Origin of the sequence: Companilactobacillus alimentarius DSM 20249 (assembly GCF_002849895.1) — a bacterium.
GTDB lineage: Bacteria > Bacillota > Bacilli > Lactobacillales > Lactobacillaceae > Companilactobacillus > Companilactobacillus alimentarius.
Map to the genome: position 1 here is coordinate 188034 of NZ_CP018867.1, position 26578 is coordinate 214611.

Consider the following 26578-nt stretch of genomic DNA (forward strand, 5'->3'; position numbering starts at 1 on the left):
TGTTCAAGAACGTACTTGAAGTGAAGAGAACAGGACATGAGTTCTAATTCAAAATAAAAACGAGATGATAATTCCAATTATTGGAATTTGTCATCTCGCTTTTTGATATTTGCTATTAATGCTAATCCCCGTTTCAATTTTTACATTTTCAAGACCTCTAACCGAGACTCGATTGACCAACTTCACTTGAAAGGCTTTCTTTAGCTTTATTTTTAAACTATTCCCAATTTGCATTAATACTCATTTGTCTTTGATTTCTCATTATTTGAAACTTTGAACAGTCCTGTTAAATTTTAAAGCTTGTTTTGCAATCCAACCTTTTCATCTTGGACTTGGTGTGTTTTAAAATTGAATGGCGTCATTTAACCAACTAATTTGATCTGATTGTGAGATATTGTATTTAGAAACAAATGTTTGAAATTCGGCTTGCTTATTTTCTGGTAATTAACTTAAAAGCTCATTAACCTCGTTGTTGCCTGTATTTGAAGAAGTGATCCCTGTAGCAGCATTTACTGTGAGCGCTTCAGAAATGAAACCACTGAATAGTGTTACTGCATTCATTGATAATAATATTGATTTATAAATACTTGACGTCATAATTTCCTCCGTGTTTATAATTGGTACACGAAGTGCAATAACAGAGGTGAAAATAAGATGCAAGAAGCCGTGTTTCATTTACTATATAATGCGCTAAAATATTTAATAATATTTCTAATCAGCTATGTATTAATTTGTTTACTAATCGCTATCTTCAAAACACTGATAGATTGGCTAATAAAGAAAAAAGGGGGAACATTTAAAAAGAATTTTTTGAATAACTTTTTAAAAATTTTAGACCCGTCAAAGTGGATTTATTTATTTTATTAAAGATTGAAAATTGAATATTATACAATAACCCCGACTTAGGTTGGTACACTTCTCTGGAATTCTAAGATTCTCCAATGTGAAAAAAACTCAAAGGTATAAAAGTTGCCAGGTTGCTTGAATGGTTATTAAATGCAATTATTAATAAATATTCAATATTTAGAGATGATGAAAGTCAATTTTTTACTAAAGGAACAGTCCGAAACTGTTTGAACAATTTTAGAACTAATTGTGACCGGGACATAATTTCCGATTCAAAAAAACATGATAGAAATTTCCATTAAATATGGAATCTCTATCGTGTTTTTTTGATATTCAGTTGGACGCTGGAAAATATCATAATAAAGAGCAAATTCACTTTAGTATTTATAGCTAATCTCCTTTTATTTTGGAAAAATACCTACAAAACAAAAAAGTGATTACCAGAATTCGTTTCTATGTATATCAATAACAAATTTTGAGTGATTTTCATCAAATCTAGATTTGGAATATTCAAAAGCTTCACCTTTCTGATCGTACGCAATTTGTTCAATAACTAATAAGGAAGCACCTTCGTCAACATTTAAGGCTTGAGCGCTTTCTTTGCTTGCGGACTCGGCATAAACGACTCTTCTGGCATCCGTCATGAAAATCTTCATTTTTCCACCAAGATAACCATAGATAGTTCCCTTTAGAATAGTTTCATCTAATGGAGCGATTCTTGTGGGCATAATTGTGTGCTCATAGCTATAGATTTTATTATCACGTAGACGAACACGCTTAATTTCATAAACTGGTTCGTTAGCTTTTACTTTTAGATTTTTTTGTTCAATTTCACTAGGTAATCTTGCACCAAAGAATAGTATTTTGCTGGTTATTTTTTGATCCCGATGAGAGTAAGTGGTCCCAATAGGAAGATCCAAAGGAAGTAATTCAGGTGAGTTTTCATCCAATTGCGGACGAACGTATGTACCACTGCCTTGCTGAGTGTGTATTAAGCCTTCATCAATCAATAGATCTAAGGATTTTCTCAAGGTTATTCGACTAATATTATATTTCTTTGCAAGTTCATCTTGAGTGGGCATTAATGTTCCTGCACGATAATGATTTCGCAAAATATCTCTTTTTATATCTGAATATACTTCTTTATACCTATACAAATTTTCCACCTCAATTGCCTTTGCTAAGGCTAATTATATCACTCACCAATAATTTGTATACAAATATAGCAAAATATATATAAATTCATATATACAAATTTTAAGAAACGTCTTTACATAAATGTAAATCACGATATAATTGATGTTGTGGAAAGCGCTTCCAAATAAATCAAGGGGTTGAATATAATGAAGTTTGACGTTAAAAAGGTTCAAGAGCCTATATTAAAAGCTTCAGTATGGGTTCAGGGTAATAGCATTCTTCAAGCTATTAAGAATGCCTTCATCATGACTATTCCGTTTACAATTGTTGGTTCTTTTTCAAATGTTATTAAAATGCAACTTGATCAATTAATTAAAACTCAACATATTCATAGTGAAATTTTAACCAATATAAGCAATTTATTTGGTTACTTGAATGCGGCAACATTAGGAATTATCGGAGTTATTGTTGTTTTATCTTCTTCATATTCTTATGCAAGAGAGTTAAAGAAAAAGTATAAAGAAGTTAACGTATTTCTTGCTGTTATTTTAGCTTTGGCAGCATACTTCGTAATGGTTCCAAATAATGTTAATTTTGCGGACCCTAAGGCAAAAGTTATTCAAGGATTCTCCACTAATTTCTTTGATTACCAAGGAATGTTTACAGCCTTAGTTGTAGGTATGATTGCAGTTTGGGTTTATGCTCGCTTTGGTAAAACTAAGTTCAAAATTAAAATGCCCGATAGTGTACCGCAGAATATTTTTGATTCATTTGCATCTCTTGTACCTATCACTGGCGCATTAATGATTTTTGGTATCATTCGTATTATTATTCAAAGTTTAGGTTACACTTCAATTATTGAAATTATTACAGACGTTTTAGTTAAACCATTATTATCTGTCGGTACTGGTTTGCCTGCAATTATTGTAGTGATTTTGATGGAACAAATTTTATGGTTCCTAGGATTACATGGATTTAACATCGTTTGGGGTGTTGTTTCAGCATTCTGGCTACCAATTTATTTACAAAATTGTGCACAATATGCAAGAACTCAGAGTTTCGCTGGTATTGGAATTGCCCCTAATACAATGACAAATGTTTATGCCATGATTGGTGGTTCTGGTGCTACATTTGGTTTATTAATTGCCATGCTTATCTTTACTCGAAAAGGTGAAAAAGAACGTGAAGTTGCAAAACTGGGATTCATCCCTGGATGCTTTGGAATTAATGAGCCTATCATCTTTGGTTTACCAATTGTTTTAAATCCTATTATGTTCTTACCATGGATTTTTGTACCACTTATCAATGCTGTTATCAGTTATGTCGTTACTAAGATTGGATGGGTTGTGCCGTTAGTTGTTTTGAACTCCGGTAGTGAGCCGATATTCTTCAGTACTTGGCTAACCGGTGCGTTCCATACAAGTCCAGTTGTATTAACACTTGTATTAGTTATTTTGGATACATTCTTATATGCTCCATTCGTAATTTTAAATCAACATAGTGAACGTGCTGTCATTGCAAAACAAAATGAACAGGAAAACGAAGAAGATAAATCAGTTTTCAAGAATGATACTAAAGAAGAGCCAAATAATGGTCCTGAAACAGCTTAAAAATACTGAGAAAGAAGATTCAACAATGAAAAAAGTATTCGTTATTGCTCATACTCATTGGGACTTTGAATGGTATTTCACTAGACAAGATGCTCGTATTCAATTCATATATCACATGGATGAAGTACTTCGAGCTTTGAAGAATAATGTTATTGATTACTATCTACTAGATGGACAGATGTCTATTATCGATGATTATTTGGAAAGTGTACCAGAGAATGCCCCAGAATTAAGAAAATTTATAAAGTCCGGTCGTTTATTTGTAGGTCCTTGGTATACTCAAGTTGATGAAATGGTTACATCTGGAGAATCGATGGTTCGTAATTTACAACAAGGAATTAGGCTTTCATCTAAACTAGGTAGAAGTGTTCCTATTGGATATTTACCTGATTCGTTTGGTCAAAGTCAAGATATACCGAAAATCTATAATGGTTTTGGCATTAAAAATGCTGTTTTCTGGAGAGGAATGCCTAAAGAAAAATCGGCTAGGTACTTCTATTGGACAAGTGATGATAATTCAAAAGTTCTAGTTGCCAATCTAAGGAATGGATATCCGGTTGGTGTTGATTTAATGGAATCGTCAAATTATTCTGACTTGTTACATAAAATTAGTACAGATACTAACGTAGTTAACTTGGTACTTCCTGTAGGTGGCGATCAAAGACCTGTCGATTTTAATCTAAAGCAAAAAATAAAAGAGGCTAATGATTCACAGGATGAATTTAAATTGGTAGAAGGAACATATCCTGAATATTTTAAAGAACTTGCTAAGGAAAAGAATTTACCTATTTATTCTGGTGAGTTTGTAGATCCTAGTACCTCCAAAATACATAGAGGAATTTATTCTTCTAGAGCCGACCTTAAAATGATGTATGACAGAATAGAAAGATTGATGACATATGAGGTAGAACCACTAATGGCCATGGCCCGATATCATGGAATTGAAGTGAAACCAGGAATAATTTCTCAAATTTGGAAGACCGTTTTTAGAGGTCAAGCCCACGATTCTGCAGGAGGGTGTAATAGTGACGAAACTAACCGTGACATTTATCATAGAGGAGAAATCGCCTTACAATTAGGATTATCATTGAAGGGCTACCTTCTTCGCAAATTAAGCAGCAATGTTACTGATAAGATGGATTTGTTTTTCTGGAATCCCACTGTTTCATCTGTTACTAAAGTTCATAAAATATTTGTTATTACAAAGAATCCTAATTTTGAACTTGTGAATGAAAAAGGGGACAGAATAGAATATCAAGTTATTAAACAAGATAAGGTTAATAGAGCGGTATTACGCCGTAATAAAAAGGAAATGGTATCAGATTATTATTACAAGACAACAATTGCCGTAATGCTAACTATTCAGCCTACTGATTGGACCGGTATTTTAATAAAGGAAGATGTTACTGATAAAAATATTGCATCTAAAGATTCTACTTTAATTGAAAATGAATATTATCAAATTTCAATGAATCATTCTAATCTTACACTGACTGATAGGAAGAATGGAAAAGTTTATCATGACTTTCTTACTGTTGAAGATGGCGGAGATGAAGGGGATACGTATGATTATTCACCGGCATACAAAGATTGGACTCTATCATTAAACTTCAATGATTCTGTGGTTAAGGGAATTAGAGGGGAACTATATAATTCACTTTCAATCAAAGGCGATTGGCTATTGCCAGCGGATTTGGTAGAACGAAGTAAGAAACAAAAGAATAAAAAGTTAAAATACGATTTACAACTTACTTTGGAGAAAAATAATCCAGTAATTGGTGTGATATTAAAATTAACTAATAATGTTTTGGATCATCGATTAAGAATGGTGATTAATACTGATATAAATGCTAAGAATAGCTATTCAGATACACCATTTGGAACAATTAAACGTCCAGTGATTGATCCACATTTGAAAGATTGGAAAGATATTGGCTATCACGAAGAGCCAACTTCAATAAGACCATTTCTTCATTTCACTAATATCCATAATGATGAATCAAGTGTTTCATTTGTTGGTCTAGGAGAAAGGGATTTTCAAGTAATTGGTGATTCATTCAATAGACTTGCTGTGACATTATTTAGGGGAGTTGGATTTTTAGGTAGACCTGATCTATTAAGGAGACCCAGCGATGCCTCTGGACTACAAACTAGATATGTTTCGACACCTGATAGTCAACTTCAAGGAGATATGACATTCAGAGGTGGTATCGTTGTCGGCAAGAAATTTGATCCTTCCAAATTACAGAGAGTACATAATTTACTGAGTGTTGATGATTTATTCTATCAAAATCAAGATATAGACAAATTTACGATGCGTGTTCAATATTTTAGAATTAATAAAAATATTGAAACATTAGTCCATAAGTCGTTAGTTGATATAAAAGCTGATGATTTAGTAAAAAGTTCATTTACATCAACAACGGATGGGACGGGCTTAGTTGTAAGATTATATAATCCATTTAAAAATACGCTTAAAAACCCTGGTAGTATCTCATTGTATGATAATTGCAATATCAAAATTTTGGACCTCAATAATCAAGTAATTGAAAATGGCGTTGATAATGTTAAAGAATATGAATTGTCATCATTTGGTCCAAGTGAAATAAAGACGTTTGGAATATACCCAATTAAATAAAAAACTAAAACACTCTATTCATTTAGAGTGTTTTAGTTAGTTATGGAGAATAATTATGAAGGAAACAGTAAAAGGTAATGTACTTGAGTCAGTAATCACTGATCTTAATCAATATTCTTCTAAATATGAATTAAACAATACTAAGAATACAAAACTGTTTAGAAGTCTATTAACTGATGTTTTGATCAAAGCAACGAAATATGAAGATGATGGCTCATATTTTGTGAAAACTGGCGATATTCCTGCTATGTGGTTAAGGGATGCTACATTTCAAGTTCTTCCATATGTGTCATTAATCAATGAGGTACCAGATTTGTATGATTTATTAACAAGAGTATTGAAGAGAGAATTACGTTTTGTAAAAATGGATCCATATGCTAATGCCTTTAATCAAACTTCATCGGGAGCACATTGGAGTGATGATGATTCGAATATTCCCGTCTCTGATCATGTTTGGGAAAGAAAATTTGAAATTGATTCATTGTGTGCACCATTATTTTTAGCAAATAATTTATATGAAAAAACGGGAAATACTAACATTTTTGACGAAGAATTTTGGAATACATTATCAATAATTATGGATGTATTCAAAATTGAACAGCATCATAACACTTCACCATACTATTTCAAGCGAAAGGATTGCCCTTCAAATGATACTTTGCCAAATGATGGAAGAGGGACTCCAGTCACATATACAGGTATGATTTGGAATGGATTTAGACCAAGTGATAATGCATGTGTTTATGGTTATCACATTCCTTCTAATATGTTTGTTGTTTCTGTTTTAACGCCATTATTGGATAGGGTTCCCGAAAAATTTGAGACTTTGAAAGATGAAATGTCAATTTTATTGAATGAAATTAAGTCAGGAATTAAACGTTATGCAATTGTAAAATTACCAGATAATTCGTTTGGATATGCTTATGAAGTCGATGGTTTGGGGAATTATAAGTTAATGGATGATGCAAATGTACCAAGTCTTTTATCACTTCCATTCATTAAATATTGTTCAAAAGATAATCCGTTATATCTAAATACACGTAAATTCATTTTGAGTACGAAGAATCCTTACTATTATTCAGGAAAATTATTACAAGGAATTGGAAGTAATCACACTCCAATCAATTACGTTTGGCCTATCAGTATCGCTATGGAAGGATTGACTTCAGATAATTTAAATAAAAAGGCTCATCAACTTGATGTTATTTCGAAAACAAACAATGATACGTCCCAATGTCATGAGAGTATTGATATGGATGACCAAAGCAAGTATACGAGAGATTGGTTTTCTTGGTCGAATATGACATATTGCCAGTTAGCATTAGATTTTATTAATAAGAATGTAGGGAGGTAATACTCTTGTCCCCTTATCAGAATAAAAATCTAACTATTAGAGAACGTGTCAATGATTTGATTTCTAAGATGACATTACAGGAAAAAATTGGACAAGTTAATCAGCATCTTTATGGATGGCAATCATATTATAAGGATTCATCAGGTATTAATTTAACTAATAAATTTAAAAATCATGTTAATTGGGGACAAGGATTAGGTGCTTTGTATGGATTATTTAGAGCCGATCCATGGTCTAAAAAGAATTATGACAATGGTATTCGTGTCAATGAAAGCACACGTTTATCAAATATGATTCAATCATATGTCATTAGTAAATCTCGCTTAGGAATACCAGCTTTAATTGTCGAAGAAATGCCTCATGGACATCAGGCATTAGATTCCGTAGCATACCCAACGAACATTGGTAAAGGGAACACATTCGACCCAGAACTTATAAAGAAGTCAGCTGAATTGCAGGCTAAAGAACTTCAGATTAAAGGTGGAAATTTGGCACTTGTAAGTTCTTTAGATTTATTGAAAGATCCTAGATGGGGAAGGTCGGAGGAGACTTTTGGGGAAAGCCCATACTTAACAGGGTCCTATACGAGAGCAATAATTAATGGCTTTCAAGGCGATCTCATTGGTGATACTAATTTTTTGGATGAGAAGGTATCACAAAATGCTCGTAAGCACGTTGGCGTTGTAATTAAACATCTTATTGGACAAGGAGAAGCATTAGGTGGGCATAATTCCGGTACAGTTCCAATGGGACAAAGAGAATTCTTGGAAGTGTATGGTCCTCTTATTTCTAGTCTCAAAAGATCTGTCGGGGTGATGGCTGCATATAATGATATTGATGGAGTTCCTTGCCATGCAAATCGTTATCTGTTAGATAATTTATTGCGTAAAAAAATGGATTTCAAGGAATTGTCATGGCTGACGGCACTGCTTTGGACCGATTGGTGGATCTTTATGGCAATTATAGTGACGCAGTATTTGCTGCATTGAATGCTGGAGTTGATTTGAGTCTTTGGGATGATGTATATATGCATATAGCTGATGCAATAGAGCAACATCCTCAATTATTAGTTGATTTAAATAACTCGGTAAAACGTGTACTTTCAGTAAAGTTTTTATTAGGACTTTTTGACAATCCATATATTGATGAGAACGATACGACTATGGAAGAGATAATATACGAAAGTAATAGTTTAAACTTAAGACTGGCATCTGAAAGTATAACTTTAGTTAAAAATGGAGTACCATCAAAAAAAAGTTCCAGCATATTACCGCTTAAAAAGAAAGTAAAACTTGCCGTAATTGGTCCACACGTAAAAAATATTTATCATTGGTTAGGTGACTACACTGCCCCTCAACTAAATAGTCAATACACTTCATTTATTGAATCCTTGCGTGAATATACCTCTAATATTACATATATTAAAGGAAGTAATATTAGAGAAACCATTCAAGGTAATAAATTAATTAATGAAGCAGTGAATATTTCCAGTAACGCTGATGCCGTAGTGCTAACGATGGGTGGTTCATCAATGAGAAACTTTGATATGAGTTTTTTAAATAATGGTGCTATGAGCAATGAAAGTATTCTAAGGAACACGGATACGGGAGAAAATGTAGATGTTGCAAGTCTTAGTCTTGGAGGTAATCAAATTGATTTATTAAAAGCCTTAAAGAAGATTGGGACGCCGATCATTGTAGTTATGATTCAGGGTAGGCCTTATGATATTACAGAGGTAATGCAACTAGCAGATGCCGTATTGATAGCATGGTACCCCGGACAGCAAGGTCCTAAAGCTGTATCAGATATTTTATTTGGAAAAACTAATCCAAATGGTAAATTGCCAATCAGCTATCCTAGAAATACAGAACAATTACCTGTTTATTACTATCAGAGAAGGGTTTTAAGAAATGAAAATTATTTTGATGAAACGGGATCTCCTCTTTTTGAATTTGGTTATGGACTCAGTTATGCATTGTTTAATTATAAAAACTTGAAAATAAAATATAAAGATAATATTATTCAGATCTCTATAGATATAAAGAATATATCTAGTCGGGATGGTAAAGAAACAATATTGCTATTTTCAAGCTTCTTTGGAACTGATGTACTTCCACGGCAGAAGCAATTAATAGACTATAGGAAGGTTTTTTTAGAACCTAATCAAACAAAAACAATCCATTTCAGGATTAAAAGTAATAAACTATTGTATGTAGATAAAAATATGCAATGTAAAAAACCGAAAAAAATTAAACTATCAATAAAGAAACTAAGTGAATCACTTGAATTATAGTGAATTTAATTTTGGTGAAATGGTATGTAACCGAATTATTGACACATCAAAATTCAGATAGAACAAAAGGAAACACAAAAAGACGTCAGATAATCTTTTTTAGATTACCTAACGTCTTTTTGTGTACCTCACGATTAAACAATAGATACTCTCCTTGATTTTCCCATAAATAATTTTCCTGTATAATAGACTAATTATTACCTCAAGGGAGTTTATTAAGATGTATGAAATTTTTAAAAAAGTTAATTTATTGTTTGTCTATGAATTGGTGATCTTAGGAGTAATTTATTTTGCCTTGATAACTTTTCAAGTCATGACGAAAAACTTCAACGGTAAATTAATATTATTGGGTCTAATTATTTTATATTTAGGACAGTTAGTATATTTCGGTCGTAAGAGAAAATAATAATATTTAAGTTTTCATTAAACTCGGCATGATGACAGATTGAGAATGCTATCATAGAAGTGATTTAGGGAGTAATAAATAAAAATTTAAGAGGATGTAAAAATGAAAAAAGAAAAATTTTTAGTTGCTGTTGCTGCTTCAATTATGTTAGCTCCAGTCGCTTTGAATTCTTTACCAACAGAAACCGTTGATGCAGCTGCTGTTGGAACAACTTCCGCTGTTACACCTATTTATGATGCAAATGGTAAATTAACTGGTCAATCCTTATCGGCCGGTAGTAAGTGGAAATTAGGTCAACAGATTACACTAAACGGAGTAGCTAATTATCAAGTTGCTACTAATGAATATGTACCTGCAACATATATTACAAATGTCGTTGGTTCAGCAAATCCAGAAGATGACACACAAACTGTTGGACGTTATATTTCAAATAATCCTGATGCCGGAAAGACTGTTACAGCTAAGCAAACATTGAGTATTGTCGACGGTTATGGCAATGAAACTGGAAGAACTTTACCAGCTAATAGTCAATGGAAAATTGGTCGAACTTTACACGTTAATAAGATGATCTATTACGAAGTTGGGACTAATGAGTATATTCTTGCTACGGATGTTTCAATTGCTGGCGAAGCGGGAAATTCTAATGAAACTGTTCAAGATGTAAACTTTGGAAAAACAGCTACAATCAAAAATACTCAACAATTAGTTGATAGTAGTGGTAAAGCAATCGGAGTTAGTTTACCTACAGGTAGTAAGTGGAAACTCGGTAGTTATATGAAGTTAAATGGTGTCGGATATTATCAAGTCGCTACTAACGAATGGGTTTTGGCAACTGGTATTAGTGTCGATAGTAATACTACTAATAATGGAAGCTATATTATTGGTGGAAGTACTGCTGCCGGTAAAACAGGTACAATAACGGTAAATAATGCACCAATCGTGAATGGCGCTGGAATAGCAACTGGACAAACTTTAAGTAAAGGCAGTCAATGGAAAGTCGGCAGTCAAACTTTGAATTATGACAAACAAGCCTTTTATCAAGTTGCTACTGATGAATTTGTCTCTGATATGTATATGAATATTAATAGTGATAGCACTACTACCAATACTGCTAATACTACTAATTCTTCAGGTGTACCAACACCAGGTAATGGTTTGATTGCAACATTGACAAAGAATCAGCAAGTTTACAACTCATCAACTAATTCATATGGTCAAACTTTACCAGTCAACTCAGCTTGGAAGATTAGTCAATTAGTTGTTAACAAGTACGGCTCATATTGGGGTCAAGTTGCTACCAACCAATGGGTTTGGATAACTGATACAAGATTGAACAGTGGACTTAATTTGAAGAGTAATTCGTATTATGAACCAGAATTTGCTACAAGTATTGATAAGTAGATAATAAAAAACGGTGAATATTTTCATCGTTTTTTTTCGTCCAAAATTTATTAATAATAATTAACATTGATTGTCGTAATAAAAAATAGACTTAATATTTCGTATATACGAGGTATTAAGTCTATTTTGATAGTCATTATTTATTTAGACGAGTGTCATTGATAGTTTCGCGGATTTCTTGAAAGATATCAGTAGTTTGCTTGTCATCCTTCATGGCAGTTAAGACGAATAGTGTATCTATTAAGGAAATTTGAGCAATGATAGCGTGCAGTGCTTCATCTTGATAATTAGTTTCTTCGGAAATTGACAGCAGAGTCAGATCAGCTAATTTGGTTAAGGATGAATTACCGTAGCTTGTGATACCAATTGTTTTAATATCTTTCTCACGGAGTTTTTGAGCTAATTTTAAAGCGTCTCTGTTTTCGCCACTGTGGGAGATCACGACTGCACAAGTATCGGGCTTTAAAGTAGTAGCCATCATCAATTGCATGTGGAAATCATTAGCAAAAAGGGGCGTTTTATCAGAGCGTAAGAACTTGTGGTATCCATCTAAGGCAACAATTGCAGAAGCTCCCAACCCAAAGAAGGCGATGGAATTTTTACTGGTAATTATCTGAACGGCTGCTTGAAGTTGATTTTGGCTCAAAGTATCAATAGTAGCGTTCAAAGCTGATACATTAGATGTGAAAACTTTTTTCGCCATTTCTTTAAGCGTGTCGTCAGGATTGATCTCTTGAAAGAGATTATTAGTTTCCCTTTTAGTGGTTGTCGATGTTAAAAGATTTATTTTCAACTCTTGAAAGTTGTTGAAGCCTAATTTCTTAGCGAATCGAGAAATCGAGGAAATCGAAGAATTAGTTTTTTTGGCTAAGTCAGTAATAGTCAAAGCAGAGCTAGTTTGAGGATTTTCTAGAAGATAGTCGGCAATATCTTTCGAAGTTCCAGTTAAGTTATCATAGTAGGATTTGATTAACATATTAATATTATTTTGCATAGACTTTACCTCACACTAATAAAATAGCATAATCATTTCCTTTTGAAAAGAATTTTCTTCAAAACTGTTGATTTTTAAAAATAGTTTTCATATAATATAGTCAATAAATGAAAACGCTTTACAAAAGGAGACGTTAAATATGAATTTAGCAATGATCGGTTTAGGAAAAATGGGTATTAACCTGTGTGAGAATTTAATTAGAAATGATAATCAAGTCGTCGCTTTTGATTTAAATGAAGTAGCTAGACAAAAGGCTAGTGATATTGGAGCACAGAATGTTTCTAGTCTCAAAGAAGCCGTTGCAGCTTTAAAAAAACCAAGAATCGTTTGGGTAATGTTGCCCGCTGGTAGACCAACTAACGAAACAATCAACGAACTAAGTCAACTTTTGGATCAAGACGATATCGTCATTGATGGCGGAAATTCATTTTATGAAGATTCACTCAAACATAATGAGATATTAAAAGCCAAAGGAATTAAATTCTTTGACTGTGGAACTTCCGGTGGTAAGAGTGGTGCTAATAAAGATGGTAATTTCATGATTGGCGGCGACGATTATCAAACCTTCCAATATATTGAACCAATTTTCAAGGACATTGCGATGAAAGATGGTTACTTGTACACCGGCAAAGCTGGAAGTGGACATTATCTCAAGATGGTCCATAACGGAATTGAGTACGGGATGATGGAAGCCATTGCCGAAGGATTTGATGTTTTGGAACACAGCCAATTCAAATATGATAATGAAGCCGTCGCTAAAGTTTGGTCAAACGGTTCCGTTATTCGCGGTTGGTTGATGGAATTAGCTCAAGACGCTTTTTCAAAAGACAACAATTTGGAACATATCAAAGGAATCATGCATTCATCTGGCGAAGGCAAGTGGACCTTAGATGAAGCCTTGAAGTTGCAAGTTCCAACCCCAGTTATCGGCATGTCCTTGATGATGAGATACCGTTCATTAGAAGATGATACCTTCACTGGAAAAGTTGTTTCTGCCTTGAGAAACGAATTTGGTGGTCACGCAACCGATAAGTGTGAATAATTTTAGATCAAGAAATCTAAAAAAACTCTCAAGGTATGTAATAATATTAATTATTTAGAAAAAGTGTAAGGAGTTTGATTATGGAATATATGGTTGGCGTTGATATTGGAACAACTAGTACCAAGAGTGTCTTGTACGACATGAAAGGGAAGGTTATTGCATACGCTAATAGTGGCTATCAATTGTATCAAGATATACCTGATATGGCAGAGGAAGATCCCGAAGAGATTTTTGATGCCGTGATTGAAGTTTTGAGCCAAGTGATTCGTAAGGGTAAAGTTCAAAAGGATGAATTGAAGGGTGTTTCCTTTTCATCAGCAATGCACAGTTTGATTTTAATGGACAAGGATGATCAACCGCTAACACGTGCAATAACTTGGGCTGATAATCGTGCTGCTAAGTATAGTGAAGAATTAAAAGAAAATGGTATTGGGGCTGAGATTTATGCCAAAACTGGTACACCAATCCATCCAATGGCACCTTTGTCAAAGATTCTCTGGATCAAAAACGAAAAGCCAGAGTTATTCAAGAAAACTAAGAAATTTATTGATTTAAAATCATATGTATTTTTCCGATTATTTGGAACTTATAAGATGGAATATTCCATCGCTTCCGCAACTGGTATGTTCAATATTTTCAAGTTGAAATGGGAAAAACAAGCACTAGATCTCCTAGGAATCTCGACACGGCAATTACCAGAATTAGTGGAACCAACTGATACTATTAAAGGTATTAGCTCTAAATATGGCAAAGTCTTAGGAATTACCAAGGATGTACCATTCGTGTTTGGTGCCAGCGATGGCGTCTTATCAAATCTAGGTGTCAATGCGATTGACCCCGGAGTGGTAGCGGTAACTATCGGTACTAGTGGAGCTGTTCGAGTAGTTGTTGATAAGCCAGTTGTTGATCCTAATGGAAAATTGTTCTGTTATGCCTTAACCAAGGACAAATGGGTTGTCGGCGGACCAGTCAATAATGGTGGAATTGTCTTTCGCTGGGTAAAGGATCAATTGTTTGCTCCAGAGAAAATTACCGCAGAACAAATGCAAGTTTCTACCTATGATATATTGACTCAAATTGCTGAAAAGATTCCAGCTGGATCTGATGGTCTATTGTTCCATCCTTATCTTGGTGGTGAAAGAGCTCCAATTTGGGACGCTTATGCTCGAGGTTCATTCTTCGGATTAACCAGAAAGCATACCAGGGCTCATATGGTAAGAGCTGCTTTGGAAGGAATTGTTTATAACCTTTATATCGTTATGTTAATGATTGAAGGCATCACTGGAAAGCCTAAGAGTATCCAAGCAACCGGAGGCTTTGCTCGTTCAGCACTTTGGAGACAGATGTTAGCTGATATTTTTGAGCAAGATGTAACGATCCCCGAAAGTTTCGAAAGCTCATGTCTAGGCGCAGCAGTTTTAGGGATGTATTCATTAGGTTATATTGATGATCTCTCGGCTGTAAAAGATATGGTTGGTGTGACTGACGTTCACAAGCCAAATGAAAAGAATTTTGAAGTTTATCGTGAATTGTTGCCAATTTGGATAAGACTATCAAGAGTCTTGGAACCAGAATATAAGAATATTGCTGAATTTCAGAAGAAACATATGAAATAAAAAGTGCGCGCAAACGCGCTTTCTTTATTCAGAATGTTGTAAGCGGTAACAAAGAGGAGGAGACTATTTATGGCTTTCTTAGTATTAATTTTAGGTGTAGCTTTACTATTATTTTTAATAATTAAATTAAAGATGAACACCTTCGTTTCATTGATCATTACTTCTATAGCTGTTGGAATTGGTTTAGGAATTCCGATGACTAAAATTGCCACAAGTATTCAAGACGGGATAGGTGGACAATTAGGTGAATTGTCAATTGTCTTTGGTTTTGGCGCTATGTTAGGTCGACTGGTAGCTGACGCTGGTGGTGCCTATCGAATCTCACATACTTTGATTCAAAAGTTTGGGAAAAAACGACTTCAATTAGCAATTGTTTTAGCATCATTTATTATTGGTATTGCTTTGTTCTTTGAAGTAGGGATGGTTCTTTTAATTCCAATCGTCTTCGCTATTGCACTAGAAGCCGGAGTTTCAATTCTTTATTTAGGAATTCCCATGGCAGCAGCACTTTCCGTCACACACGGATTCTTACCACCACATCCTGCACCTACAGCTATCAGTGCGGTTTTGAATGCTAATGCAGGTCATGTCTTGTTGTACGGAATAATTGTAGCGATTCCAGCTGTTATTGTTGCAGGACCAGTTTATACTCGAATTGCTAAAAAAATTGTCCCTGATGCATTTAATCGAAAGGGTAATCTATCTGCTTTAGGACCACAGAAGAAGTTTGAATTAGAGAATACTCCAGGATTTGGTATTAGTGTTTTAACATCGTTGTTTCCAGTTATCTTAATGGCAATTACAACAGTTTATCAATTAGTCTTTAATGGTGGATCTGTTCCTAAAAATCCTTCATTATTAGATTCAATTATTGCCTTTATCGGAACTCCTGCTATTACAATGACGATTTCATTGTTGGTAGCCATGTACACCATGGGTTGGGCCAGAAGATTCAAAACTCCAGAAATTATGAAGAGTCTGGAAGATGCTGTTAAATCAATTGCTATGTTGCTACTAGTAATTGGTGGTGGCGGTGCCTTCAAACAAGTTTTGATTGATGGCGGTGTCGGTGATCAAGTTATGAAATTATTCACTGGCGTCAATATCTCACCACTACTATTGGGTTGGTTAATTGCAGTTGTTTTGAGAATTGCTTTAGGTTCAGCCACCGTTGCTTCATTAACCGCAGCTGGATTGGTACTTCCATTGATGACTTCCGCTGGTGTAAATCCTGCTTTAATGGTTTTAGCTGTCGGAGCAGGATCATTAGCTGCATCTCATGTGAATGATGCTGGTTTTTGGATGTTTAAAGAGTATTTTGATCTGACAGTTAAGGAGACTTTGTTGACCTGGACCGTTTTGGAGAGCTTGATTTCAGTTGTTGGAATCATCTGTGTCATGATTTTAAGTATCTTTATTTAATATTTCCTATAAGAATACTCTCATATTTTCAGAATAAGTTTTAATTATTTTCAAATTAATAAATTTCAGAATACTATTACATCAACGATAAAACACATATTTGTTTCAAACATATTACTAAAATTACAGAAAAACTCAATTTTGTAACTTGACGGACGTTTCTATGTAATAAATACCTGTTAGTATATGCAACATAGCAAATGAGGGCTAAACAAATTAAACATTAAGGATGTAATTAATTCATGAAAAAAGTTTTATCTATCGCTTTAGTAAGTACTATGGCTTTGACAGCAATTGCAGCAACATCACATACTGCTCAAGCTGCAGTCTCACTCGACAGTAACCATGTTCAAGTTGAAGCAGGTGACACATATAAGAGTATCGCTGCTGCTAACGGCATTACAATCGCCGAACTAGAACAAGCAAACGGCCGTGAAGTTGGCGGATTTGACTTAATCTTCCCTGGTGAAACAGTTACATTGCCAGGTGCTACTGCTACAACAGCTACAACTGATACACAACAAGCAGCTACATCGCAAGCAACAACTCCACAAGCTAGTGTTGAAGAAACAAGTTACCAAGCACCAACACAAACACAAGATACACAAAGTACACAGGCTACAACACAAAGCGCACAAACAACACCAAGTGCTACACAACAAACAGCAAGTACAACTACTAGTGCTGCAAGTAACACAACAACAAACACTAATACAACAAGTACAACAGGTACATCACAGGGTACATTCAAGATTTCATTCTATGACCCATCTGTATTAGGTTCAAATATGGGTTATGGCGGTGTTGCTGCTAACCTTTCAGTTTTCCCTAAGGGAACACAATTGAAGATCACACTTTCTGACGGTACAGTATTGTACAGAACAGTTAATGATACAGGAACATTTGCCTACAGCAACCCTAACCAATTAGACGTTGCTATGCCAAATAACCAAATTCCTTCATACGGTGTTACAACAGCATCTGTTGAAGTAATTTAATTAATAAATTTAAACAAATAAAAGAGCCGATGAATGAAATATTACTTTCATTCACCGACTCTTTTTGTTATTTATTATTTGTAAAGCTATTTTATTGGTGTCAATCCCTTAACGATAAATTCCGTAACATGTTCTATTTCCAAGGGTTCGTCCCACTTTTTTCCATCTGCAATAATATAATGTTGAATTAAGTATCCTAAAATATTTGAGGCTATGAATCGAAGAATCTCCAGATTGTTCCAATCAATCAATAAGTTCTTCTCTTTTAATTCATCCAAAACCTGATTGAACTGTTGAAAAGATTTTTTAGGAATACTCTCAATCAAACGAACGTGTATTTCTTGATCGTAAATAAATTCACTTAAGAATATCTTCATTATCTTGTAGTTGTATTTAAAAAGTGAGATACGGTCATTAATCATAGTTGTTAAAAAGTACTTTAAATTAAGAGTACCGTTCTGATAGGCAGTTTGAGAAAATTGATTTATATCTTGGGGCAAGATTTTATTTGTCAAAGGTGTCAGAATTGCCATTAATAAATCTTCTTTATTATTAAACTTACGAAAAATGCTTCCTTCGGAAACTCCAGCATGTTCAGAGATTTCTTTAGTTGAAGTGTTAGCATAACCTTGTTTAGAAAACAAATCAATTGCTGAATGGAAAATCAATTTTTGTTTTGGTGTTAATTTTTCAGTTTTTTCTGCTTCACGATAAATATCAAATTGATTATCCATATGCTACACCTCATTTTATTGATACTTCCATTCTATCCTAAATGGAATCTAAGAGGTAAACTTTTTAAGCATGTTTGACATTAGAATTATTTCTGTAGCCGTAGTAGAACTGAATAAGAGCAATGACAATATTGACATAGTTCATAATGTTAAACCAAGTATCGATGCCACTAACTTTTGTAACCCCGAAGTAAACCCAGAAACCAATAATAATTGCAACTACATTGATCCATGCAAAAGTCTTTTGTAACTTTTGATTGTTGGTTGCAAACCACATCCAAATAACATTAATAACGAACCAAATTAATAAAATCCAAAACATTGTAGTAAACATAATATCCTCTCCTTTTTATGATAGTGAGTACTCACTATCTGTTTACAAAATTGATTATACTTCTTTTCTTTTAAAATGCAATGAGAAAAATAATTATTTTATTTAATGAATTGAATATTACAAATTTTCTAATAAATCCCCTAGCTTATCAATTCTTTTAATCCTATACTGGATTATAAAGAGGGAGTGAACGAAATGAAAAATCCTAGTTCTGATTGTACTGAAATTCTAGTTGGTAAAGCCGCTAGTATGGATGGTTCCACTATAGTTGCCCGTAACGAGGATGGCTATGGCCCAATTAATCCAATTAAATTCGTAGCTCACGCTGCTACTGATCAAAAAGATGCTTACTTTGTTTCCAAAACTACCGGAGTAAAGGTGCCATTACCTAATCACTCGTATCGTTACACTGCTACACCACAAGCTGATCAAAGTGATGGTCAATATGAAGAGGCTGGTATCAACGAATTGAATGTTGGTATGAGTTCCACCGAAACGACTGCTACTAATGCTCGAGTTTTGGGGTATGATCCATTAGTCCATGATGGTGTTGATGAAGAAGCAATGCTAACGTTAGTTTTGCCATATGTTAAAACAGCTAAAGAGGGAGTTTTGCGTTTAGGAAAGCTCTTGGAAAAATATGGTACAGGCGAATGTAACAGTATTGCCTTTAATGATAAAAATGAGGTCTGGTTATTGGAAACAGCAGGTGGACACCATTGGGCTGCAATGCGCTTGCCAGATGATGCTTATGCCATTGTTCCTAACCAAACTGTGGTAGAAGAAATTGATGTCAGTGACGCTGATAATTATTTGGTAGCCACAGACCTAATTGACTTCGTAGAGAAACATCACTTAAATCCACAACCAGGTCACTTTAACTTCCGAGAAATATTCGGTACTCAAAGTGAAGCGGATGCTTATTACAACACGCCTCGTACTTGGTATGGACAAAAGTTGTTTAATCCTGAAATTGAACAGTCTCCAACATCACAAACTATGCCAATGGTTAGAAAGCCATCTAAGAAAATTGCAATTGAAGATGTCGAATATTTCTTGTCATCACATTACAACGGGACTAAGTATGATCCATTCGGTACATTTACTTCTGGCACTGATAAGGAACAACGTCAATTCCGCTCAATTGCGATGGATAGAAACCAAGCTTCTTCTATTCTACAAATCAGAAATGATGTCGATGATAATCATGCGGCTATTCAATGGTTGGCAATGGGCTTCTTTGCATATAGCCCTTACGTGCCTTTCTATACGAATGTTACTGATACGCCTGAGGATTATAAGAATACGACCAATGAAGTCTCAATCGACAATGTTTATTGGTTGGAAAAGACTTTGTCAGTTATGATTGAGCCTCATTATCACGAATATTCAGATATGATCCATGCTTATCTTGACGCATGTCAATCATATGCTCGTCAAAGAATTGAAGTCACTGATGAAGTGATTGATGGCTTTACCAATGACGTTTCGGAATTCTTAACTGAAAGTAATTCTAAGACAGCTGGTGAAGTTTCAAAGAGAACTCACGATTTATTTAATAATTTAGTTAAAAAAGGTCTGCTTCTTTCAAAGACAACTTGGGAAAAAGGTCAGAATTTATAAGATAATTCAAATCTTTTTTATATTGAATAGAGTAGAATATAACGTGGTCAGCTTTTAAACAGTTAGGCAAATGAACTAGGGTAATATTACTCTAGTTCATTTTTTTAAAGCAAAAAAAGCTATATTCTGTTCTGCACTTACACTACAAATTATAGCTAATAGATGATTATGTCCCAAACTTGGGCTGTTTTTATTATTTAGTTGACTTAAATTGAATCTGTTCTAAAATTTGGTAATGAATTAAGTTGATGTATTTAATAAAGGAGAAGTGAGCTTGCGTCCCACAGTTGAATTTATGGGTATCACGCTTCATAATAATGAAAAAATCTAATTTAATAGTGAGCTTAATTTTGGCTATCTTATGTTCAGTCTCTGCAATCGTAATCTTAGAGCAACCAGTTCTGGCGAAAGCACAAGCTACTCAAAATTCAAGACGACAAATGCCAACCCTGTTCTTTCATGGTTTTGGTGGAACGGTTTGATCTATGGACTATCTAATTGATCAATCCCAAGCCGATGGCTATGCGACCAGAACTTTGACAATTTTTGTGTCTCCTCAAGGAAAATTGAGTTTTGACGGAGGATGGCCTAAAGGAGCTAAGAATCCTGAGATTCAAGTTTTGTTTGGTAACAACCATGAGTCAGATTACCATCACACAGCTAAATGGATCGATAAAATTTTGAAAATGCTTCATCGTAAATATAATGTGACTCGATTTAATGCGGTGGCTCATTCTTGGGGGAACAATGCGATTATGTACTATTTGGAACACTACAGTCGCAAAAAGAATCAACCACAAATTGATTCATTAGTAAATATAGCAGCTCCAATGCAAGTCTTAAGCCGGGATATTTATCGTCGCAATGATTGGCGATATTCTCCGCAATTGCATAAGGATTTCAAATCATACATTGCTCCAGATTCTAATATCAGAAGACTGCATATTCGAGAATTGAATATTATTGGACAACTGTCATTTAGAGATCATTTTGACAAAGCTGTGCCAGTTTCTTCAGCCCGTTCATTGAAGAGAGTTTTTAGAGGACCCCATCAGACGTATCGTGCCAGAATCTTTACAGGACCCAGGGCAGAGCACAGTGCCTTAACGCGACGAAATCCTAAAGTCCTACATGATATTGAAAATTTTCTGTGGTCAGATGATAGATAACATGACAAATTCATTACAAATTCATTAATTCGTCACATTTTTCCGATAGAGTGTTTGTTAGAAAATTTTAATAGGGACATATAGGTGAAAAAATGAATTTCTTAATAATGGCAGTGATTTTCGTTTTGGGAATTATTTTCTTAATGTCAGGCAGTCACATTAAGAGTGCATTTATTTCCAAAATTTTTTATTTCATTGGTACCTTTGGTGTAATTTTGGCAATGTATATAGCTTGGCCGAAGTGAACATATTTATATTTTTAAATCAAAAATCCCCATTAAGATGTAATTTGATAATTACATCCTAATGAGGATTATTTTATTCAATCGAAATTAAATGAACATTATCGACAGAATTAGATTCCCTTAATTTATCAAATAGATCATCAATAGTCCCATTTAAATGACTGATATCTAAAGAGATGACAACTGTCGCAATTCCATGAATTGGAATGTTTTGATTAATCGTTAGAATACTGGCGTTGGATTCAGAGATATCAACGAGTACCTTGGAAAGGATTCCTTGTTGATGGTGGAGCATCATAGAGATGACAGCTTTGCGATCATTCATTTCTTCATCAGGTAAAAAGATCATGTCTTTGTATTTATAATAAGTACCTCGACTGATACCGACTTTTTTAACCGCTTTACTAACATTATGAACTTTCTTAGTTTCAAGTAAATTACGTGCTTTGATTACTCGATCAAAGGATTCCGGAAGAATAGAACTGTCGACGATATAGTATTTTTCCATATTTATCTCCTTTTAATTAATGCTATTTTCTAAATTATATCATTTCATTTGGGGATTAATCTGCAATAAACTGTATTAGTTTATCGTTTTTTGCTATTCTAAAGGTGATTGGAGATGTTAGTTTGAAAACGTTAGTGGTAGTTTCTCATCCGGAGATAAACAATTCTCAGACGCAACAATTTTTATTGCAAGGAGCTAAGTTGCTAGATGTCACACGACACCATGTCGAAGGCTTGAAAAAAATTGATGTCGATAATGAACAGAGACTGTTAATGGAAGCGGATCGAATAATTTTTCAATTTCCGCTCTATTGGTATGCAGCCCCAGCTGGTTTGAAGAATTGGGAAGATAAAGTTTTAACACGTAATTTTATTTACGGCGATGGCAATGATAATTTGATGGATAAGGAATTTGGTATTGTTGTTTCCACAGGAATGCCTCTAAAAGAATTTCAACGTGGTGGCAGTGAAAATATTACGATTGATCAAATTATGGCGCCATTACGAGCAATCGCTGATCGTGCCAAAATGAAAGTCTTACCAGTCTTTACGATTGCACAGTTTCAATACATGAAAGAAGAACAACAGATGCAATTACTGATTGATTATCAACGATACTTAACTCAAGAATATCCTGATACTTTAAGTCGTCGTGAAGAGTGGTTTGAACGTGAATTTTCAGATCGTCTCAAAAACTTTGATGAAACAAATTGTACTGAATGTGAAACAATCTTGAATACCTTTATTCAACAAAAAGAAGATTTGGAGCAGTTAAAAAGTACAATCAGTTTAATCAAACAAGGAGAGGATGATTGAGCTATGGAAGATAGTACTGGTAAATGGTTGAGTGACCAAATTACTGATCTAGCTGGCAAGCAAAAGCAATATGAGAATCGTGCATTTTTAGTTGCAATGGAAAAGACAGTCAAGGAACAAAATGAACGCTTAAAATTGCTTAAAGGCGAAGTGGATGGTCGTCTTTGGAATCATGAGCAATGGTAATTCAAAAAAAGGACGAATAGTCGTTCTTTTTTTATTGTATTATTGTTACTTTAATATTAACATGCAGATGAAAGCGGGGTAACTTTATGAAATATATTATCACTGGAGCAAGTGGCCATTTAGGAAGTCACATTTTTAATGAATTAATTAAATTAGTGCCAAGTTCACAGGTGACGGCAGCCGTGCATACTCTTTCAAAAGCTAAGGATATTGCCGATACTGGAGCCAAGATAGTAGGAATTGATTTTTTACAGGAAAAAAGTTTGATTGAGGATTTTTCAAACCAGGATCTATTGATTTATGTACCTAGTAAAAGTCATGATAGCATAAGTCGAGTGACAGAGTTGGAGAATGTTTTGACGGCAGCTAAAAAAAGTAATGTTGGTCATATTCTAGCTATGGGATTCATTGCTGATCAAGCTAACAATCCTTTTGATCTATCGGCTTTTTATGGATATTTACCACGTCGTTTGGCATCTTCAAAGATTCCTTATACCATTGTAAGAAATGCTTTATATGCGGATCCATTGGTACCTTATCTGCCAGAATTAGTTCAACGTCAAAATGTTATTTATCCAATGAAGGATCAAGCGCTGTCTTTTATTAGTTTACGTGACAGTTCGAAAGCATTTGCCAAGGTAGCTTTTGATGAGTCGTTATTAAAGAATGGACGCATTTATACTTTGACCCAAGATAGAAACTATACCATGACTGAACTGGCACAGGTTCTATCGACAGTTTCTGGAGTTAAGATTGGTTATCAGCCAGTTTCTTTAGAAGAGTTTGCTCAAATTTATAATGAAGGCAATGAAGGACACATGCTATCGTCAATGTATGATGCCGGACAAAAAGGGCTCTTAAATGAGATTAGTGATGATTTTAAGCTGATTATGGGTCACGATGCTCAAAAGTTGACAGAATTTCTACAAAATTCAGTGAAATAAATCACTCAAATATTACAAGAAAAATTGCTTGAGATTGAAAATTAAAGAAAATATTTTTGGCAAAGCCCTCAAGTTGTTGTAATATATTCAGCATACTGTGTGAGGGGTGATAGTATTAAAAATTCTATACAAACGAGAATAATTGGTTTAGTCAGTGGGCTGATTTTGAACGCATTTGGTAATGGACTTTGTATTTCTGCCGATATGGGTAGTGGATTATGGACTGCCGCAGCGGTCAATTTAAATAAATGGTTTGCGATTAATATTGGCTTGGTTTTGTTCATTTTTGGTGTCGTTAATGCTTTGACTAACCAATTTTTGATTAAGCATTTTGATGGAAGAAGATTAGTAGGACAGATACTCTATGTATTATTCTTTAGTTATTTTGTTGATATATTTACTAATTTATTAACTGCTGTTGGTGTACCTAATTTACCAATCGTAGTAAGAGCAATTTTATCTTGTTTAGGTGTCGTCTTTTTCTGTGTTGCAATTTCGCTTTATCAAAGAGCTAATATTGTCATGCATCCTAACGATGATACAACCAATATATTACGATTCTTTTATTTGAAGGGTAATTCCACTAAGGCTCAGATCATTGATTTCTTACCACCAATTATTATTATTGTGATTGCAGCCTTTGCGATTCATAATGTTTATTCTGTCAATATTGGAACGTTGTTCTCCTTTATGTTCAATGGAATTTTGATTGCAACAGCCGATAAAATTATTTGGCCACAATTGAAACATAATTTTAAAACCGTCAATGATTAATCTAAGCTTAATAGTTTTTTAACTGAAATTTTTATTTATTAGTCGTATAATAGAAATACAAGATATAGGAAGCGCTTACAAATTGGTGCTATCTTGTGAGAGGTTTTAATAATTAATTAGGTGGTGCGTATTGATGAAACTAAATGACAATACAGAGGCAAAGAGAATTTTATCGGAGCTATATACCGATATTAATAATGAAAAAGAGCTCGATCAAAACGACTATAGTAAAGATTTCGTATTGAAAACATATAATTTGCTAGATAAGAATTATTCAGAAACATACTTATTTGGTCGTTTGCGAGATGATCGTCAAGTTCAAAGTGTTTTGAAGAAAATGGACAATGGTTCAGAATACAAAGAAAAGATTGATCAATACTCACGTAACCTAGGATATGCAGTTAATTAATTGAGAAAGAGACAACATAGCAGTCGAAAAGATTGCTATGTTTTTTTTGTTTAAAAATTGTTGCAAATGCAACAATTCGATAGTAAAATGATTTTTATAGAAGGAGAGGTAGTAATTGTGGTAGAGATCTTGCGTTCAATCGGAATTATTGCTCGTTCACTAGATTCAATCAGTAATATTGAATTTAAAAAATATAATTTAACTAAAGGGCAATATTTATATTTAGTTAGGATTTATGAAAATCCTGGTATTATTCAGGAAAAATTAGCTGAGATGATCAAAGTCGATAAGACGACTGCCGCTCGAGCTATAAAGAAATTGGAGAATAATGATTTTATCGTTAGAAAGCAATCATCTGATAACAAAAAAGAGAAGAAACTCTATGTTACAAAAAAAGGTAAAGAAGTTTATCCAACGATTTATCGAGAAAATATTTACTCTAACAAAATGGCATTAAAGGGTTTAAGTCCAGCTGAACAACGGCAAATCTTTGAATTATTGAAAGTAGTCGAAGATAATGTTGCTTCTGATTGGGAGTACGTTAAGAAAGGAAATCATCGTCAATATTGAAAATAACTAAGTGTAAACTAAATGATGTACGAACTTTAAAAGAGTTAAGTGAAACAACTTATAGACAAACCTTTGGACAAGATAATACTGAGGATAATATGATGGCTTACTTAAAGGAAGCTTATAATGAGGCACAATTGACACAAGAATTGGCTGATCCAAATTCAAGCTTTTATTTTGCCTATTATCAAGGTAAATTAGCCGGTTATTTGAAATTAAACATTTTTGATGCACAATCGGAAGAAATGCCGACTGATTATTTAGAGGTTGAAAGAATTTATTTTAAACAAGATTTCCAACATTTAGGATTGGGTACACAGTTGCTTAATTTTGCAATTGACCAAGCCAATATTTTGAAGAAGAGCAATATTTGGTTGGGTGTTTGGGAATATAATTATTCAGCACAAAAATTTTATCAGAAACTTGGGTTTGAAAGATTCAGTGAACACAAGTTTATAATGGGAGATTCAGTTCAAACTGATTTTCTCCTAAAAAAGGGATTGAGGTAAA

The 26578-nt window shown here is 34.0% G+C and carries 27 protein-coding genes and 1 pseudogene; 22 read left to right on the forward strand and 6 right to left on the reverse strand.

What is annotated here, in order from left to right:
- Positions 1–444 precede the first annotated feature (444 nt).
- The gene (locus LA20249_RS11625; protein WP_157054441.1) at positions 445–597 is read right to left on the reverse strand and encodes a hypothetical protein; all 153 of its coding nucleotides are present in this window, start codon (positions 595–597) and stop codon (positions 445–447) included.
- A gap of 686 nt (positions 598–1283) precedes the next feature.
- Complete coding sequence (locus LA20249_RS01000; RefSeq protein ID WP_057739182.1) at positions 1284–2003, reverse strand: GntR family transcriptional regulator; 720 nt, start codon at positions 2001–2003, stop codon at positions 1284–1286.
- 186 nt (positions 2004–2189) lie between these two features.
- Between LA20249_RS01000 and LA20249_RS01005 the strand changes: the two genes are divergently transcribed.
- From LA20249_RS01005 to LA20249_RS01030, 7 genes and pseudogenes are all read left to right on the forward strand, one after another.
- Entirely contained in the window at positions 2190–3593 is a 1404-nt protein-coding gene (locus LA20249_RS01005) for a PTS sugar transporter subunit IIC (protein ID WP_083477940.1), read from the forward strand.
- Positions 3594–3618: 25 nt separating this feature from the next.
- Positions 3619–6231 carry a glycoside hydrolase family 38 N-terminal domain-containing protein gene (locus tag LA20249_RS01010; protein WP_057739820.1) on the forward strand — a complete coding sequence of 871 codons (2613 nt, stop codon included), beginning with the start codon at positions 3619–3621 and terminating at the stop codon, positions 6229–6231.
- A 55-nt stretch (positions 6232–6286) separates the two neighbouring features.
- Complete coding sequence (locus tag LA20249_RS01015) at positions 6287–7585, forward strand: glycoside hydrolase family 125 protein (protein ID WP_057739183.1); 1299 nt, start codon at positions 6287–6289, stop codon at positions 7583–7585.
- A gap of 290 nt (positions 7586–7875) precedes the next feature.
- Positions 7876–8633: pseudogene (locus LA20249_RS11790) on the forward strand (glycoside hydrolase family 3 protein); the annotation flags it as partial.
- Positions 8634–8747: 114 nt separating this feature from the next.
- Positions 8748–9878, forward strand: coding sequence for a glycoside hydrolase family 3 C-terminal domain-containing protein (locus tag LA20249_RS11795; RefSeq protein ID WP_235806790.1), 1131 nt, complete (start codon positions 8748–8750; stop codon positions 9876–9878).
- A gap of 220 nt (positions 9879–10098) precedes the next feature.
- Entirely contained in the window at positions 10099–10284 is a 186-nt protein-coding gene (locus LA20249_RS01025; protein WP_057739184.1) for a hypothetical protein, read from the forward strand.
- Positions 10285–10386: 102 nt separating this feature from the next.
- On the forward strand, positions 10387–11685 hold the full coding sequence (locus tag LA20249_RS01030; protein ID WP_057739185.1) for an SLAP domain-containing protein: 1299 nt from the start codon (positions 10387–10389) through the stop codon (positions 11683–11685).
- Positions 11686–11821: 136 nt separating this feature from the next.
- Here LA20249_RS01030 and LA20249_RS01035 read toward each other — a convergent pair whose 3' ends face one another.
- Positions 11822–12679, reverse strand: coding sequence for a MurR/RpiR family transcriptional regulator (locus LA20249_RS01035; RefSeq protein WP_057739186.1), 858 nt, complete (start codon positions 12677–12679; stop codon positions 11822–11824).
- Between the two features lie 139 nt (positions 12680–12818).
- Here LA20249_RS01035 and gnd point away from each other — a divergent pair, with 139 nt between their 5' ends.
- The 4 genes from gnd (at position 12819) to LA20249_RS01055 (ending at position 17757) form a co-directional block, all read left to right on the forward strand.
- The gene (gnd, locus tag LA20249_RS01040) at positions 12819–13721 is read left to right on the forward strand and encodes a phosphogluconate dehydrogenase (NAD(+)-dependent, decarboxylating) (protein ID WP_057739187.1); all 903 of its coding nucleotides are present in this window, start codon (positions 12819–12821) and stop codon (positions 13719–13721) included.
- Between the two features lie 80 nt (positions 13722–13801).
- The gene (gene gntK / locus LA20249_RS01045) at positions 13802–15337 is read left to right on the forward strand and encodes a gluconokinase (RefSeq protein ID WP_057739188.1); all 1536 of its coding nucleotides are present in this window, start codon (positions 13802–13804) and stop codon (positions 15335–15337) included.
- Between the two features lie 69 nt (positions 15338–15406).
- Positions 15407–16759, forward strand: a complete 1353-nt coding sequence (locus tag LA20249_RS01050) for a gluconate:H+ symporter (protein WP_057739189.1) — start codon at positions 15407–15409, stop codon at positions 16757–16759.
- Positions 16760–17037: 278 nt separating this feature from the next.
- Complete coding sequence (locus LA20249_RS01055) at positions 17038–17757, forward strand: DPBB and LysM peptidoglycan-binding domain-containing protein (RefSeq protein WP_371861832.1); 720 nt, start codon at positions 17038–17040, stop codon at positions 17755–17757.
- Positions 17758–17843: 86 nt separating this feature from the next.
- On the opposite strand, the gene LA20249_RS01060 is transcribed toward LA20249_RS01055, so the two are convergent.
- Together LA20249_RS01060 and LA20249_RS01065 are read right to left on the reverse strand one after the other, a co-directional pair.
- Entirely contained in the window at positions 17844–18491 is a 648-nt protein-coding gene (locus tag LA20249_RS01060; RefSeq protein ID WP_057739191.1) for a TetR/AcrR family transcriptional regulator, read from the reverse strand.
- 64 nt (positions 18492–18555) lie between these two features.
- Entirely contained in the window at positions 18556–18825 is a 270-nt protein-coding gene (locus tag LA20249_RS01065; protein ID WP_057739192.1) for a hypothetical protein, read from the reverse strand.
- A 195-nt stretch (positions 18826–19020) separates the two neighbouring features.
- On the opposite strand from LA20249_RS01065, the gene LA20249_RS01070 reads away from it, so the two are divergent.
- The 4 genes from LA20249_RS01070 to LA20249_RS11630 all read left to right on the forward strand — a co-directional run bounded on the left by LA20249_RS01070 (position 19021) and on the right by LA20249_RS11630 (position 21862).
- Positions 19021–20448 (forward strand): C69 family dipeptidase, encoded by a 1428-nt coding sequence (locus tag LA20249_RS01070; RefSeq protein WP_057739193.1) that lies wholly within the window; start codon positions 19021–19023, stop codon positions 20446–20448.
- A 350-nt stretch (positions 20449–20798) separates the two neighbouring features.
- On the forward strand, positions 20799–20930 hold the full coding sequence (locus LA20249_RS11955; protein ID WP_257790475.1) for a hypothetical protein: 132 nt from the start codon (positions 20799–20801) through the stop codon (positions 20928–20930).
- A gap of 3 nt (positions 20931–20933) precedes the next feature.
- A complete protein-coding gene (locus LA20249_RS01075; RefSeq protein WP_057739194.1) occupies positions 20934–21617 on the forward strand; it encodes an alpha/beta hydrolase in 684 nt (227 codons plus the stop codon).
- Between the two features lie 92 nt (positions 21618–21709).
- On the forward strand, positions 21710–21862 hold the full coding sequence (locus tag LA20249_RS11630; protein ID WP_157054442.1) for a hypothetical protein: 153 nt from the start codon (positions 21710–21712) through the stop codon (positions 21860–21862).
- 73 nt (positions 21863–21935) lie between these two features.
- Here LA20249_RS11630 and LA20249_RS01080 read toward each other — a convergent pair whose 3' ends face one another.
- Complete coding sequence (locus LA20249_RS01080; protein ID WP_057739195.1) at positions 21936–22370, reverse strand: ACT domain-containing protein; 435 nt, start codon at positions 22368–22370, stop codon at positions 21936–21938.
- A gap of 122 nt (positions 22371–22492) precedes the next feature.
- Here LA20249_RS01080 and LA20249_RS01085 point away from each other — a divergent pair, with 122 nt between their 5' ends.
- The 7 genes from LA20249_RS01085 (at position 22493) to LA20249_RS01115 (ending at position 26577) form a co-directional block, all read left to right on the forward strand.
- Positions 22493–23185 carry an NAD(P)H-dependent oxidoreductase gene (locus LA20249_RS01085; protein ID WP_057739196.1) on the forward strand — a complete coding sequence of 231 codons (693 nt, stop codon included), beginning with the start codon at positions 22493–22495 and terminating at the stop codon, positions 23183–23185.
- A 3-nt stretch (positions 23186–23188) separates the two neighbouring features.
- A complete protein-coding gene (locus LA20249_RS01090; protein WP_057739197.1) occupies positions 23189–23371 on the forward strand; it encodes a hypothetical protein in 183 nt (60 codons plus the stop codon).
- Between the two features lie 86 nt (positions 23372–23457).
- Positions 23458–24315 (forward strand): NmrA family NAD(P)-binding protein, encoded by an 858-nt coding sequence (locus LA20249_RS01095; protein ID WP_057739198.1) that lies wholly within the window; start codon positions 23458–23460, stop codon positions 24313–24315.
- Positions 24316–24456: 141 nt separating this feature from the next.
- Complete coding sequence (locus tag LA20249_RS01100; protein ID WP_057739822.1) at positions 24457–25089, forward strand: DUF6198 family protein; 633 nt, start codon at positions 24457–24459, stop codon at positions 25087–25089.
- Positions 25090–25222: 133 nt separating this feature from the next.
- A complete protein-coding gene (locus LA20249_RS01105) occupies positions 25223–25498 on the forward strand; it encodes a hypothetical protein (protein WP_057739199.1) in 276 nt (91 codons plus the stop codon).
- A gap of 117 nt (positions 25499–25615) precedes the next feature.
- Positions 25616–26068, forward strand: coding sequence for a MarR family winged helix-turn-helix transcriptional regulator (locus LA20249_RS01110; protein WP_057739200.1), 453 nt, complete (start codon positions 25616–25618; stop codon positions 26066–26068).
- Positions 26065–26577, forward strand: coding sequence for a GNAT family N-acetyltransferase (locus LA20249_RS01115; protein ID WP_307724095.1), 513 nt, complete (start codon positions 26065–26067; stop codon positions 26575–26577). Before LA20249_RS01110 ends, LA20249_RS01115 begins: the two co-directional genes overlap by 4 nt.
- The last annotated feature ends 1 nt before the right edge of the window (position 26578 follow it).